Raw genomic sequence first — 13,231 nt, 5'->3', positions numbered from 1 at the left:
AGCCCGCTGCTAAAACTGCTGCTGCCAAACCAGCCGCGAAGCCCGCTGCTAAAACTGCTGCTGCCAAACCAGCTGCAAAGCCAGCTGCTAGAACTGCTGCAGCCAAACCAGCCGCGAAGCCAGTTGCTAAAACTGCTGCTGCCAAGCCAGCCGCGAAGCCAGTTGCTAAAACTGCTGCCGCCAAACCAGCCGCGAAGCCAGTCGCTAAAACCGCTGCAGCCAAACCAGCCGCGAAGCCAACTGCTAAAACTGCTGCCGCCAAACCAGCTGCCAAGCCAGTCGCTAAAACCGCTGCAGCCAAACCAGCTGCCAAGTCAGCCGCTAAACCTGCTGCTGCCAAACCAGCTGTGAAGCCAGCCGCTAAACCTGCTGCTGCCAAACCAGCCGCCAAGCCAGCTGCTAAACCTGCTGCCGCAAAACCGGCCGCGAAGCCAACTGCCAAGCCAGCGCCCGCCAAGCCAGCCACGCCAGCAGCCCCCACTGCCACCCCGGCAGCAGCCACCGCTCCAACTGCATCGGCCAGCAGCACTCCTGCACCGGTAGCGCCAAGCACCACCCCAACCAGCGCTTCCTAAGTGTTGGTGGCCATGACGCGCAATTGCAGCAGCGCGTCGTGGTCAAGGTTGGCGGCTTCGGTCGCCAGGCCTTCACGCCATTCTTGCTGACCCGGCACCTCATTGATCGGCCATGCCTGCGCCAGCGCTTCCAAGCGTGCCAGCAGCGTTCTTTCGGCCTCCAGCTCCAGTGTCTTGATCTGCTCGCGTAGCGATGCCAATTGCGCATCCTGCTGGGCCAAGGCGCGCCATTGCACGCGCATTTGTCGCAACGGTTCGACTACCTGCACCCGCCACGGCTGAGCGATCTGTTGCAATGCCTGAACGCGTTCGGGCTTGTACGCCACACCTCGTTGCTCCAGCCAAGCACCACACAACAACAGGCACACGTCTGCACCTTGCTCCTGCAAGCGCAGGCACGCGGCCTCCACGCCCGGGCGAGCATAGGTCGAAAGGGCAAAGCTCCACAGGTCAGCGTACATATTCACACCCAAGCCAGCGGCCAACGAAGCTGGTAGACTCCGCCGCCATTATGATCCGACTTCAAAGCCTAACATTACAGCGTGGCCCGCAACGTCTTCTTGAAGACGCCGAGCTGACCCTGCACGCCGGTCACAAAGCCGGCCTGATCGGTGCCAACGGCGCCGGCAAATCCACGTTGTTCGCCTTGTTGCTGGGTGAGCTGACCCCGGATTCCGGGGACTGCCTGCTGCCGGCCGACTGGCGCATTGCCCATATGCGCCAGGAGATCGACACCCTGGACCGCATCGCCATCGACTACGTGCTCGATGGCGACCTGCGCCTGCGCCAGGTGCAACACGACCTCGCCGAAGCCGAAAAAGCCCAGGACGGTGCCGCCCAGGCGCGCCTGCACTCGGAGCTGGACAGCGCCGACGGCTATACCGCCGACGCCCGCGCTCGCAAGATGCTTGCCGGCCTTGGGTTTACCAACGAGCAGATGGACCGTCCGGTCGCCGATTTCTCCGGCGGCTGGCGCATGCGCCTGAACCTGGCCCAAGCGCTGATGTGTCCGTCGGACCTGTTGCTGCTCGACGAGCCGACCAACCACTTGGACCTCGATGCGATCCTGTGGCTGGAAGACTTCCTCAAGAGTTACCAGGGCACCTTGCTGCTGATCTCCCACGACCGGGATTTCCTCGACGCCGTGGTCGATAACATCGCCCATGTCGAACAGAAGAAAATCACCCTTTACCGTGGCGGCTATACCGCGTTCGAACGCGCTCGCGCCGAACGCCTGGCCCAGCAGCAACAGGCCTTTGAAAAGCAACAGGCGCAACGTGCGCACATGGAAAGCTACATCGCCAGGTTCAAGGCCCAGGCCACCAAGGCCCGCCAGGCGCAGAGCCGGATCAAGGCCCTGGAACGCATGGAAGAGCTGTCGGCGGCCCACGTCGATTCGCCGTTCGACTTTGTCTTCCGTGAGTCGGTGAAGATCTCCAGCCCGCTGTTGGACCTCTCGGACGCTCGCCTGGGCTACGGCGACAAAACCATCCTGGAGAAGGTTAAGCTGCAGCTCACGCCGGGCGCCCGCATCGGTTTGCTCGGCCCGAACGGCGCCGGCAAGTCGACACTGATCAAGAACCTCTCGGGTGAGCTTGAGCCGCTGGCCGGTCGCCTCACTCGTGGCGAGAACACGGTGGTGGGTTACTTCGCCCAGCACCAACTGGACTCGCTGGACGCTAAGGCCAGCCCGCTGTTGCACCTGCAACGCCTGGCGCCAGCCGAGCGCGAGCAGACCCTGCGCGACTTCCTCGGCGGTTTCGACTTCCGTGGCGCGCGTATCGACGAGCCCGTGCTGAACTTCTCCGGTGGCGAAAAAGCCCGCCTGGCCCTGGCCCTGATCGCCTGGGACCGGCCCAACCTGCTGTTGCTCGACGAACCGACCAACCACCTGGACCTGGAGATGCGCCTGGCGCTGACCATGGCCCTGCAGGAATTCAGCGGTGCGGTATTGGTGGTGTCTCACGACCGTCACCTGCTCAAGAGCACCACCGACAACTTCCTGCTGGTGGCCGACGGCAAGGTCGAAGAGTTCGATGGCGACCTGGACGACTACGCGCGCTGGCTGACCGAATACCGCCTGCGCAATGCGCCGGCCAGCAACACGCCGGTCAACCCGGACAAGACCGACAAGAAAGCCCAGCGCCAGGCCGCCGCCGCGCTGCGCCAGCAGTTGGCACCGCACAAGCGCGAAGCCGACAAGCTGGAAGCCGAGCTGGGCAAGGTGCATGAGCGCCTGGCCAAGATCGAAGCCAGCCTGGGCGACAGCGCCGTCTACGAGGCGGCGCGCAAGGATGAACTGCGTGACCTGTTGGCCGAACAGGCCAAGCTCAAGGTGCGCGAGGGGCAATTGGAGGAAACCTGGATGGAGGCCCTCGAATTGCTCGAAACCCTGCAAGCGCAACTGGAGGCGCTGTCCTGATGGAAGCGTTGCAATTGCCAGTACCGGTGCAATGGATCGAGCCCATCTGGATCGGCGTGCAAATCCTGCTGATCCTGCTGGCTGGCTACCTGGCCCAGCGCTTCGTCGCAAAAGGCCTTACGCGCCTGGGCGAGCGCTACCCGTTCCCGCCGCAATTGCTGATGCCCCTGCGCGGCGGCTTGCGCTGGCTGATCATGGGCAGTGCGCTGATCTTTGTGCTGGGCCGCCTGGGTGTGTCCGCCACGGTGCTGTGGACCGCCCTGTCGGGCTTTGTCGCGGTGGCGGCCGTGGCGTTTTTCGCCATGTGGTCGGTGCTGTCCAACCTGCTTTGCGCGATCCTGATCTTTACCGTCGGGCCGTTTCGCCTGGGTGATATCGTCGAGTTGGTGGACACCGTCGACAAGCCGGGCGTGAAGGGCCGGGTCGTGGCGATCAACTTGCTCTACACCACGCTGATCGAAGTCGAGGAAGCCGGGACCAACAGCGCGATGGTGCAGGTGCCCAATAGCCTGTTCTTCCAGCGTTCGGTACGCCGTTGGCCCGGCTCTGGCACCAACATCCTGTAGGAGCGAGCTTGCTCGCGAAGAACCTGAGAGCGCCGCGTTCATCCAGTTTGCCCGCGTTATCGTTGACGTTCTTCGCGAGCACGCTCGCTCCTACAGAAATCTATAGCCAGCCTTTGGTTGCAGGAGTTAGCTTAAGGCACAACCGCTAACTCCCTTACGAGGTGTGCAATGGCTCTCGATACATGGCTGGCCTTTTTCCTGGCCAGTTGGATCATCTCCCTTTCTCCTGGCGCCGGCGCCATCGCCTCAATGTCCAGCGGCCTGCAGTACGGTTTTGTGCGTGGCTACTGGAACGCCATCGGCCTGCAACTGGGCCTGGCGATGCAGATTGCCGTGGTTGCGGGTGGTCTGGGAGCCATTCTGGCGGCCTCGTCTACTGCGTTCTATGCGATCAAATGGTTCGGCGTGGCCTACCTCGTGTACCTGGCCATCAAGCAATGGCGCGCTTTGCCCATGGACATGACCGACGACGCCGCCGTACGCCCCATTGGCAAACCGATGGCGATGATGTTCCGCGGTTTTCTGGTCAACGCCAGCAACCCCAAGGCGCTGGTATTCATGCTGGCGGTGCTGCCGCAGTTCGTGAACCCGCAGGCGCCGTTGTTGGTCCAGTACCTGATCCTGGGTGCAACCATGATCAGCGTCGATATGATCGTGATGGCGGGCTACACAGGGTTGGCGTCGAAAGTCTTGCGCCTGTTGCGTACACCCAAACAACAGAAACGCGTAAACCGCACCTTTGCTGGCTTGTTTGTCGGCGCTGCCGGTTTCCTGGCGAGCCTGCATCGCGCCACGGCCTGACCAAGCGACGGACCAAAAATGTGGGAGCGGGCTTGCTCGCGAATGCGGTGTGTCAGTCAAAGGAAATAGTGACTGAAGCACCGCATTCGCGAGCAAGCCCGCTCCCACACTCGTTTTGTAGTGATATGAAATAACACCTTGAGTCGAATCCATTAAAGCTCAACAATAGTGTTACTTCGTATTTCCACTTGAGATTCATTCATGACCGCCCCTTTCCGCTTTCTCGCCTGGCTGCTGTTGCCGGCGTTGCTGTCGTGCAGCTCCAATCTGTTGGCCGCGACCGCCGAGGGCGCGCCGCAAGCCCTGCATTTGCTGGACTACATTGGCGCCGACTACCCACCGACGGTGGAGGCGGGCAAGGTGGTAGATGACTCGGAATACCGTGAACAAGTGGAATTTCTCGGGGTGTTGCAGGGGCTGGTGGCTGATTTGCCAGACAAACCCGAGCGCGCCGAGCTGATAAAGGGCGTTGATGAACTGCTGGCCGCAGTCACTGCACACCAGGATGGAGCGAGCGTTGCCCGCCAGGCCCGTCAATTGGGCGCCAAACTGGCCGTGGCGTATGAAGTCAGCCAGGCCCCGGCCATCACGCCGGACCCGACCCGAGGCGCGCCGCTCTACGCCCAGCATTGTTCGGTGTGCCACGGCACAGCAGGTGCCGGCGATGGCCCCGCAGGCATGGGCATGACGCCGCCACCCGCTAACCTGCGCGATGCCACACGCCTGGATCGCTTGAGCCTCTATGCGATCTACAACACCCTCGGCCTGGGCGTCGAAGGCACCGACATGCCGTCGTTCGCTGACCAACTGGACGACCGCCAGCGCTGGGACCTGGCAACCTATATCGCCGGCTTCACGGCCGACCCGGCCGCCGCGAAAGGCGAGCAGACATTCAACCTCGCCGACCTGGCCCGCCAGACCCCCAATGAAGTGCTCGCCGCTGACGGCCCTGGCGCTGCGGCGACATTCCGCGCCCAGCGTGCGCAGCCGCCGCAGGTTCAGCGTGGCCCCGCGCAGTTGCTCGATTACACCGCCGCCACCCTGGACAAGAGCCTCGCAGCCTTTCGCAACGGCGACCACGAGCAGGCTTATGATCTGTCCGTCGCGGCCTACCTGGAAGGCTTCGAGCTGGTGGAAAGCTCCCTGGATAACGTCGATGCCAATGTGCGCAAAGACACCGAGAAGGCGCTGATGGCTTATCGGCAATCGTTGCAGGACGGTTTGCCTATCGAGCAGGTGCAGCAGCGCTTGGATGCAGCCAAAGGCAAACTCACTGAATCGGCTGGTTTGCTGGGCGGCGATGGCCTGAGCTGGTCGTTGAGCTATATCTCTGGCCTGCTGATCCTGCTGCGCGAAGGTCTGGAAGCGATTCTGGTGCTGGCAGCGATCCTCGCCTTCCTGCGTAACACCGGCCAGCAATCGGCGGTGCGCAGCGTCAACGTCGGCTGGGGCCTGGCGCTGTTGGCGGGCTTGGCTACGTGGGCCCTGGCGGCCTATGTCATTGATGTCAGCGGTGCCCAGCGCGAATTGCTCGAAGGCTGTACGGCGCTGTTCGCCAGTGTGATGGTGTTGTGGCTTGGTGTGTGGATGCACGACCGGCGTCACGCGGCAGCCTGGCAGGACTACATCAAGAGCAGCCTGGTGGGCGGCGGTGGGCGTTTCGGTTTTGCCGTGCTGGCGTTCTTCTCGGTGTACCGCGAACTGTTCGAAGTCATCCTGTTCTACGAAACCCTGTGGCTGCAGGCCGGCCCTGCCGGGCACAACGCGGTGCTGGCCGGTGGTGCCACGGCGCTGGTGCTGCTGGTGGGCCTGGCCTGGGTGATCCTGCGCGGTTCGGCGAAGCTGCCCCTGGCGCTGTTCTTCGGCATCAATGCCGCGTTGCTGTGTGCGTTGTCGGTAGTGTTCGCCGGGCACGGTGTGAAGGCCTTGCAGGAAGCGGGCATCTTTGGCACGCGGCCGGTGGCGTTCTTTGACTTCGACTGGCTGGGCATCCACGCCGATGCGTATTCGCTGGGCGCGCAGGCCGTGGCGATTCTGGCGATTGTGGTGCTGTATGGCCGTAGCCGCCTGACCGAAAAGCGCCGGGTGGCGGCGTAGCATGCGGGTGTGGATCGACGCCGACGCCTGCCCTCGGGCGGCCAAGGACCAAGTGGTGAAGTTCGCCCTCAAGCGCCAGTTTGAGGTGGTGCTGGTGGCAGGGCAAAGCCAGATCAAACCGAGCTTTGCCTGTGTGAAGTTGATCGTGGTGCCCAGCGGGCCGGATGCCGCCGATGATTACCTGGTGGAGCATGCCGTGCCCGGCGAACTGGTGATTTGCAGCGACGTGCCCTTGGCCGACCGCCTGGTAAAGAAGGGGGTCACGGCCCTCGACCCGCGTGGCAAGGAATTCAGCCCGGCGAACATGAGCGAGCGGTTGGCGGTGCGTAACCTGTTCACCGACCTGCGCGAGCAAGGCCAGATGGGCGGCGGCCCACCGCCCCACGGCGAAAAGGACAAGCAGGCGTTTGCCAATGCACTGGACCGTATCCTCACCCGCTTGATGAAGCCTCTGTAGGAGCGAGCTTGCTCGCGAAAAACGTCAACGATAACGCGGGCACTCTGGATGAACGCGGCGCTCTCAGGTTCTTCGCGAGCAAGCTCGCTCCTACAGAAAGAGGGCGTCAGTCGTTCTCGTGGGTCAACTCCAACACCCGATCCACAAGCTTGTTGATGCCTGACGCCACCTCGCTGATGTTCTTGCCCAGCATATAGGCCGGCGTACTCACCAGCTTGCGCGCCGGGTCCTCGACAATGTCCTCTACCGTGCATTCGATGTGGGTGGCGCCCATCTTGTCCAGGGCAGCCGCTGTGTCGGCATCGTTACCGATGGTGCAGGTCACGCCAGGGCCGTAGATCTTGGCGGCCAGGGCCGGCGAGATGCAGATCAACCCCACCGGCTTGCCCGCTTCGGCAAAGGCTTCAGCCAGCGCCAGCACCTGCGGGTTGATGCTGCAGCCGGCGCCTTCCACGGCAAAGTTCGACAGGTTCTTGGCCGCGCCAAAACCGCCCGGCACGATCAGCGCGTCAAAGTCTGCGGCATTGGCTTGGCCAATATCCTTCACGGCGCCGCGGGCGATGCGCGCAGATTCCACCAGCACATTGCGCGACTCGGGCATTTCTTCGCCCGTGAGGTGGTTGATCACGTGCAACTGCGCAACGTCGGGTGCAAAGCATTCCACTTGAGCGCCGCGCTGGTCCAGGCGCAGCAGGGTGATCACGCTTTCATGGATCTCTGCGCCGTCGTACACGCCACAGCCGGAAAGGATCACTGCAATCTTTTTGCTCATGGGCATTTCTCCTGATTCATGGCGTTAAATGTCTACTAATTTGTAACCTGTTGCCAATGGGATCTCACGTCGCTGCACCTAATCTTGATGTAACAAAAATAGACCGGACTCGCCCATGGACTTTGTGCCTTATGCAGTACCGTTTTTTATTGCCCTGATTGTGGTGGAGTTGTTGGCCGACCGTTGGCGTGGCGTGCGCAACTACCGAGTGGCAGATGCCATCAACAGCCTCAGCACCGGCGTGCTGTCCACCACTACCGGCTTGCTCACCAAGGGCGTGGGCCTGCTGACCTATGCGTTCGCCCTCAAGCACCTGGCGCTGTTCGAGTTGCCAGCCGAAAACGTCTGGACCTGGGTATTCGCCTTTGTGTTCTATGACTTTTGCTACTACTGGCTGCACCGAATGGGCCATGAGCGCAACATCCTGTGGGCCGCGCATTCGGTGCATCACCAGAGCGAGGACTACAACCTCAGCACCGCCTTGCGCCAGACCAGCACCGGCTTCCTGCTGAGTTGGATCTTCTACCTGCCGCTGGCGGTGGCCGGCGTGCCGCTGGTGGTGTTTATCAGTGTGGCCTCGCTCAACCTGCTGTATCAATTCTGGGTCCATACACGTCATGTTCCCAAGCTCGGCTGGGTCGAATGGCTGTTGGTCACGCCGTCCAATCATCGGGCCCACCATGCACAGAACGCTCTCTACATGGATCGCAACTACGGCGGGGTGTTCATTATTTAGGACCGGCTGTTCGGCACCTTCCAGGAGGAAGACGATAACGAGCCGGTGATTTTCGGCGTGACCACACCCCTGGCCAGCTGGAACCCGCTGTGGGCCAACCTGCAGTTTTATGCGCAGCTATGGAGTGACGCCCGGCGTACTGAACGTTGGTGGGACAAGCTGCGCATCTGGTTCATGCGCACCGGCTGGCGCCCGGCGGACGTCAATGCCCAGTACCCGCTGGCCAAGCCGGACCTGAGCCAGTTCCGCAAATTCGAGGTGCCGCTGGACGTGAGCCAACAGGTCTACATCGCCTTGCAGTTTGCGGCTTACGTGGGGTTTGGCAGCTATTTGATGAATTTCGGTGAGGGCTTGTCCACGTCGGCGCTGGCCCTCGGTTGGGGCACGATGGCGTTGGGGCTGTTTACCTTGGGCGTGGCGCTGGAGAATCGCTCATGGGCACTGAAGGCCGAGCTGGCACGCCTGGCGCTGAATGTGCCGTTGGTATGGCTGGCGCCGCTGGTGGGGTTGTGGCCCGCCAGCAACCTGGGCTGGTTGGGCCTGGCGAGCTACAGCCTGCTCAGCATCATCGGCCTCTACTGTTGCAGAAGCCGGCTTACTCGGTTGGCGTCTTAGGCGTTTGCACCGGGGCTGGCTCGTTGGCCAGCCGAGCCTTGGCCTCGGCACACGCTTGGCGGGCGATGCGGGCATTCTTGAAGCGGCGTCGCAACCACAGGCCAAAGCCCAGCACCAGCAAGGCGCCCAGTACCCACAGCTCGTATTTCTTGACGCTGCCAAGCATGCCTTCCAGCACCGCGCCGAAGTGGTAGGCCGCCGCCCCCAATGCCGCCGCCCAGATCGCCGCGCCAATACCGTTGAGAACCAGATAGCGCAGCGGTGGGTAGCCGGACAAGCCAATCGCCACGGGCATCACCGTGCGCAAGCCGTAGACGAAGCGGAAACTCAATACCCAGATATCCGGATGCTTGCGGATATGTTCCAGTGCCTTGTCGCCCATCAATTGCCAGCGCGGCTTGCGCGCCAGCAACTTGCGGCCGTGCTTGCGCCCCATGTAGTACCAGAGCTGGTCGCCGGCGTAGCTGCCAAAAAAGGCAACGACCACCACCAGGTTGATATCCATGTAGCCACGGAACGCCAGGAAGCCTGCGAGTACAAGGATGGTCTCGCCTTCGAAGAACGTGCCGAGAAAGAGGGCAAAGTAGCCGAAGTCATGCAGAAATTGTTGAAGCATGGTCTAGGGTGCTGGCGAAATGAACGCGCAGCCTACGCCTTCACGAAGATTCATGAAAGTATCGAGATGTGTCACGAAGTGAACAATTCCTACGCAAATGACGAATGGGACTACAGGTCGCGTCGATAAGCACAACTGTCATTCATTCGTCATAATGGCCGCTTATAACTGCAACGCTCGCCCGTAAACACGGGCTCAGGAGTCTGTCGTGAGCTTTACCCCTGCCAATCGCCTGTTCCCTGCCACCCGTCTGCGTCGCAATCGTCGTGATGATTTTTCTCGTCGCCTGGTACGTGAAAATGTACTGACCACGAATGATCTGATCCTGCCGGTTTTCGTGCTTGACGGTGAAAATCGCCGGGAAGCGGTGGCGTCGATGCCGGGTGTGGAGCGTCTGACCATTGATTTGTTGCTTGAAGAAGCGGCGAATTGGGTCGAATTGGGCATTCCGGCGCTGGCGCTGTTTCCGGTGACCCCGGCGGAACTCAAGTCCCTGGACGCCGCTGAAGCCTGGAACCCCGACGGGATTGCCCAGCGTGCCACCCGTGCCCTGCGCGAGCGCTTCCCGGAACTGGGGGTGATCACCGACGTGGCCCTGGACCCATTCACCACCCACGGCCAGGATGGCATTCTTGACGAAGACGGTTATGTTCAGAACGACATCACCGTCGATGCACTGGTCAAGCAGGCGTTGTCCCACGCTGCGGCAGGCGCCCAGGTGGTTGCGCCGTCGGACATGATGGACGGACGCATCCAGGCGATCCGCGAAGCCCTTGAGCTGGCTGGCCACGTCAATGTACGAATCATGGCCTACTCGGCCAAATACGCCAGCGCCTACTACGGCCCATTCCGCGATGCGGTAGGCTCGGCGCTGAACCTGGGCAAGGCCAACAAGGCCTCGTACCAGATGGACCCGGCCAACAGCCTAGAGGCCCTGCACGAAGTGGCTGCCGACTTGGCCGAAGGCGCCGATATGGTGATGGTCAAGCCGGGGATGCCCTACCTGGACATTCTTTACCGGGTCAAAGAGGAATTCAAAGTGCCGACCTTTGTCTATCAGGTCAGCGGTGAATACGCCATGCACATGGCGGCAATCCAGAATGGTTGGTTGAGTGAAGGGGTGATCCTCGAATCCCTGACTGCCTTTAAACGTGCCGGCGCTGATGGCATTCTGACCTACTTCGCCGCCCGCGCCGCCCAATTGCTTAGAGAGCAACAATAGCCCTCACAGGAACACTCGATGAATACCGAAGGACTCTCAGAAGTTGCCGTAAAAGACGCTCACCCGGTGGTTGAACAAGTCGCCGAGACCCCGCCGGAGCTGGAGCCTGCACCGCCTGCGGTGGTAGCCGAAGCACCTGCGCCGGCGCCAGCGCCCGTGGTCACCAACCTGGATGACAGCAGCCTGTACATCCACCGCGAGCTGTCACAACTGCAATTCAACATCCGCGTGCTCGAGCAGGCGCTGGATGAGTCCTACCCCTTGCTGGAGCGGCTGAAATTCCTGCTGATCTTCTCCAGCAACCTGGATGAGTTCTTCGAGATCCGTGTTGCCGGCCTCAAGAAGCAGATCACCTTCGCCCGTGAACAAGCCGGTGCCGACGGCCTGCAACCGCATCAGGCCCTGGCGCGCATCAGTGAGCTGGTGCATGGCCATGTGGACCGCCAGTACGCGATCCTCAACGACATCCTGCTGCCTGAACTGGAAAAGCATCAGGTCCGCTTCATTCGTCGTCGTCACTGGACCGCCAAGATCAAGACCTGGGTGCGCCGTTACTTCCGGGACGAAATTTCGCCGATCATCACGCCTATCGGCCTCGATCCGACGCACCCGTTCCCCTTGCTGGTGAACAAGAGCCTCAACTTTATCGTCGAGCTTGAAGGTATCGACGCCTTCGGCCGCGATTCGGGCCTGGCGATCATCCCGGCGCCACGCTTGTTGCCTCGGATCATCAAGGTACCGGAGGAGGTGGGTGGCGCGGGCGACAACTATGTATTCCTGTCGTCGATGATCCATGCGCACGCTGATGACCTGTTCCAGGGCATGAAGGTCAAGGGCTGCTACCAGTTCCGCCTGACCCGTAACGCCGACCTGGCGCTGGACTCCGAAGATGTCGAAGACTTGGCCCGTGCCCTGCGCGGCGAGCTGTTCTCGCGGCGCTACGGCGACGCGGTGCGCCTGGAAGTGGCGGACACTTGCCCCAAACATCTGTCGGACTACCTGCTCAAGCAGTTCAACCTGGCCGAATCCGAGCTGTACCAGGTCAACGGCCCCGTGAACCTGACGCGCCTGTTCAGCATCACCGGCTTGGACAGCCACCCGGAGCTGCAATACAAGCCGTTCACCCCGCAGATCCCGAAACTTTTGCAAAACAGCGAGAACATCTTCAGCGTGGTGAGCAAGCAGGACATCCTGCTGCTGCACCCCTTCGAGTCCTTCACCCCGGTGGTCGACCTGTTGCGCCAGGCCGCCAAAGACCCGCATGTCCTGGCCGTGCGCCAGACCCTGTACCGCAGCGGCGCCAACTCGGAAATCGTCGATGCGCTGGTAGACGCGGCGCGTAACGGCAAGGAAGTCACTGCGGTGATCGAGCTGCGTGCGCGTTTTGACGAAGAGTCCAACCTGCAACTGGCCAGCCGTCTGCAAGCGGCCGGTGCGGTGGTGATCTACGGCGTGGTCGGCTTCAAGACCCACGCCAAGATGATGCTGATCCTGCGCCGTGAAGCCGGTGAGATCGTACGCTACGCCCACTTGGGTACCGGCAACTATCACGCCGGCAACGCCAAGCTCTACACCGACTACAGCTTGCTGACGTCCGACGACGCGCTGTGCGAAGACGTCGGCAAGTTGTTCAGCCAGTTGATCGGCATGGGCAAGACCCTGCGCATGAAGAAACTGCTGCACGCGCCATTCACGCTCAAGAAGGGCATGCTCGACATGATTGCCCGCGAGACCCAGTTTGCCCTCGACGGCAAACCGGCGCACATCATCGCCAAGTTCAACTCGCTGACCGACCCGAAGATCATCCGCGCGTTGTACAAGGCCAGCCAGTCCGGTGTGCGTATCGACCTGGTGGTGCGTGGCATGTGCTGCCTGCGCCCCGGCATTGTGGGCGTGTCGCATAACATCCACGTGCGCTCGATCATTGGCCGCTTCCTGGAGCACACCCGCGTGTTCTACTTCCTTAACGGTGGCGAAGAGCAGATGTTCCTCTCCAGTGCCGACTGGATGGAGCGCAACCTCGACAAGCGTGTGGAGACCTGCTTCCCGGTGGAAGGCAAGAAGTTGATCATGCGGGTCAAGAAGGAGCTGGAAAGCTACCTGACCGACAACACCCATAGCTGGAGCCTGCAGTCGGATGGGCGCTACGTGCGTAACACTCCGACCGGCAACCAGAACCCGCGCAGCGCGCAGGCGACGTTGTTGGAGAAGTTGGGTAGCCCGATTCTGACGGTGAACTAAAACCCAACGCAGTTCAAAAAGTGGGAGCGGGCTTGCCCGCGATAGCGGTAGGTCAGCCAAAGATGCATTGGCTGACACTCCGTCATCGCGGGCAAGCCCGCTCCCACATTT

The 13,231-nt window shown here is 61.7% G+C and carries 11 protein-coding genes and 2 pseudogenes; 10 read left to right on the top strand and 3 right to left on the bottom strand.

What is annotated here, in order from left to right; all coding sequences use genetic code 11:
- On the top strand, positions 1–575 hold a 575-nt coding region (locus tag QK296_RS00890; protein WP_282390489.1), incomplete at its 5' end, for a hypothetical protein.
- On the opposite strand, the gene QK296_RS00885 is transcribed toward QK296_RS00890, so the two are convergent.
- Entirely contained in the window at positions 572–1,036 is a 465-nt protein-coding gene (locus QK296_RS00885; RefSeq protein WP_003195376.1) for a TIGR02444 family protein, read from the bottom strand. The two genes, QK296_RS00890 and QK296_RS00885, sit on opposite strands and share 4 nt — an antisense overlap.
- 50 nt (positions 1,037–1,086) lie before the next feature.
- Between QK296_RS00885 and abc-f the strand changes: the two genes are divergently transcribed.
- The 6 genes and pseudogenes from abc-f to QK296_RS00855 form a co-directional block, all read left to right on the top strand.
- Positions 1,087–2,997 carry a ribosomal protection-like ABC-F family protein gene (gene abc-f, locus QK296_RS00880; RefSeq protein ID WP_057710204.1) on the top strand — a complete coding sequence of 637 codons (1,911 nt, stop codon included), beginning with the start codon at positions 1,087–1,089 and terminating at the stop codon, positions 2,995–2,997.
- Entirely contained in the window at positions 2,997–3,563 is a 567-nt protein-coding gene (locus tag QK296_RS00875; protein WP_003195372.1) for a mechanosensitive ion channel family protein, read from the top strand. The genes abc-f and QK296_RS00875 overlap by 1 nt, the downstream gene beginning before the upstream one ends.
- 168 nt (positions 3,564–3,731) lie before the next feature.
- Positions 3,732–4,364, top strand: a complete 633-nt coding sequence (locus QK296_RS00870; protein ID WP_003195369.1) for a LysE family transporter — start codon at positions 3,732–3,734, stop codon at positions 4,362–4,364.
- Between the two features lie 201 nt (positions 4,365–4,565).
- Positions 4,566–6,461, top strand: coding sequence for an FTR1 family protein (locus QK296_RS00865; protein ID WP_003195367.1), 1,896 nt, complete (start codon positions 4,566–4,568; stop codon positions 6,459–6,461).
- 1 nt (position 6,462) lies between these two features.
- Complete coding sequence (locus QK296_RS00860) at positions 6,463–6,918, top strand: YaiI/YqxD family protein (RefSeq protein ID WP_032894581.1); 456 nt, start codon at positions 6,463–6,465, stop codon at positions 6,916–6,918.
- Between the two features lie 8 nt (positions 6,919–6,926).
- Positions 6,927–7,013, top strand: a pseudogene (locus tag QK296_RS00855) (outer membrane lipoprotein carrier protein LolA); the annotation flags it as partial.
- A gap of 11 nt (positions 7,014–7,024) precedes the next feature.
- Here QK296_RS00855 and elbB read toward each other — a convergent pair.
- Positions 7,025–7,690 (bottom strand): isoprenoid biosynthesis glyoxalase ElbB, encoded by a 666-nt coding sequence (elbB, locus tag QK296_RS00850; RefSeq protein ID WP_003195362.1) that lies wholly within the window; start codon positions 7,688–7,690, stop codon positions 7,025–7,027.
- Positions 7,691–7,805: 115 nt separating this feature from the next.
- On the opposite strand from elbB, the pseudogene QK296_RS00845 reads away from it, so the two are divergent.
- Positions 7,806–9,041, top strand: a pseudogene (locus QK296_RS00845) (sterol desaturase family protein).
- Here QK296_RS00845 and QK296_RS00840 read toward each other — a convergent pair.
- A complete protein-coding gene (locus QK296_RS00840; RefSeq protein ID WP_034134036.1) occupies positions 9,022–9,657 on the bottom strand; it encodes a DedA family protein in 636 nt (211 codons plus the stop codon). The pseudogene QK296_RS00845 and the gene QK296_RS00840 overlap by 20 nt on opposite strands.
- 208 nt (positions 9,658–9,865) lie before the next feature.
- On the opposite strand from QK296_RS00840, the gene hemB reads away from it, so the two are divergent.
- Entirely contained in the window at positions 9,866–10,879 is a 1,014-nt protein-coding gene (hemB, locus tag QK296_RS00835) for a porphobilinogen synthase (protein WP_003195355.1), read from the top strand.
- 18 nt (positions 10,880–10,897) lie between these two features.
- Positions 10,898–13,120, top strand: coding sequence for a polyphosphate kinase 1 (ppk1, locus tag QK296_RS00830; RefSeq protein WP_003195353.1), 2,223 nt, complete (start codon positions 10,898–10,900; stop codon positions 13,118–13,120).
- The last annotated feature ends 111 nt before the right edge of the window (positions 13,121–13,231 follow it).

The sequence above is a fragment of the Pseudomonas sp. AL10 genome, from assembly GCF_029960685.1.
Lineage (GTDB): Bacteria > Pseudomonadota > Gammaproteobacteria > Pseudomonadales > Pseudomonadaceae > Aquipseudomonas > Aquipseudomonas lactis.
Note: the sequence above shows the minus strand (reverse complement) of the source record. Positions and strands in the feature narration are given on the sequence as shown.

Excerpts from the sequence above, each read along its gene's own strand:
- ppk1 (WP_003195353.1), top strand. The coding sequence starts at position 10,898 with ATGAATACCGAAGGACTCTCAGAAGTTGCCGTAAAAGACGCTCACCCG.
- QK296_RS00860 (WP_032894581.1), top strand. The coding sequence starts at position 6,463 with ATGCGGGTGTGGATCGACGCCGACGCCTGCCCTCGGGCGGCCAAGGAC.
- QK296_RS00885 (WP_003195376.1), bottom strand. The coding sequence starts at position 1,036 with ATGTACGCTGACCTGTGGAGCTTTGCCCTTTCGACCTATGCTCGCCCG.
- QK296_RS00865 (WP_003195367.1), top strand. The coding sequence starts at position 4,566 with ATGACCGCCCCTTTCCGCTTTCTCGCCTGGCTGCTGTTGCCGGCGTTG.
- QK296_RS00840 (WP_034134036.1), bottom strand. The coding sequence starts at position 9,657 with ATGCTTCAACAATTTCTGCATGACTTCGGCTACTTTGCCCTCTTTCTC.
- elbB (WP_003195362.1), bottom strand. The coding sequence starts at position 7,690 with ATGAGCAAAAAGATTGCAGTGATCCTTTCCGGCTGTGGCGTGTACGAC.
- QK296_RS00870 (WP_003195369.1), top strand. The coding sequence starts at position 3,732 with ATGGCTCTCGATACATGGCTGGCCTTTTTCCTGGCCAGTTGGATCATC.
- QK296_RS00875 (WP_003195372.1), top strand. The coding sequence starts at position 2,997 with ATGGAAGCGTTGCAATTGCCAGTACCGGTGCAATGGATCGAGCCCATC.
- abc-f (WP_057710204.1), top strand. The coding sequence starts at position 1,087 with ATGATCCGACTTCAAAGCCTAACATTACAGCGTGGCCCGCAACGTCTT.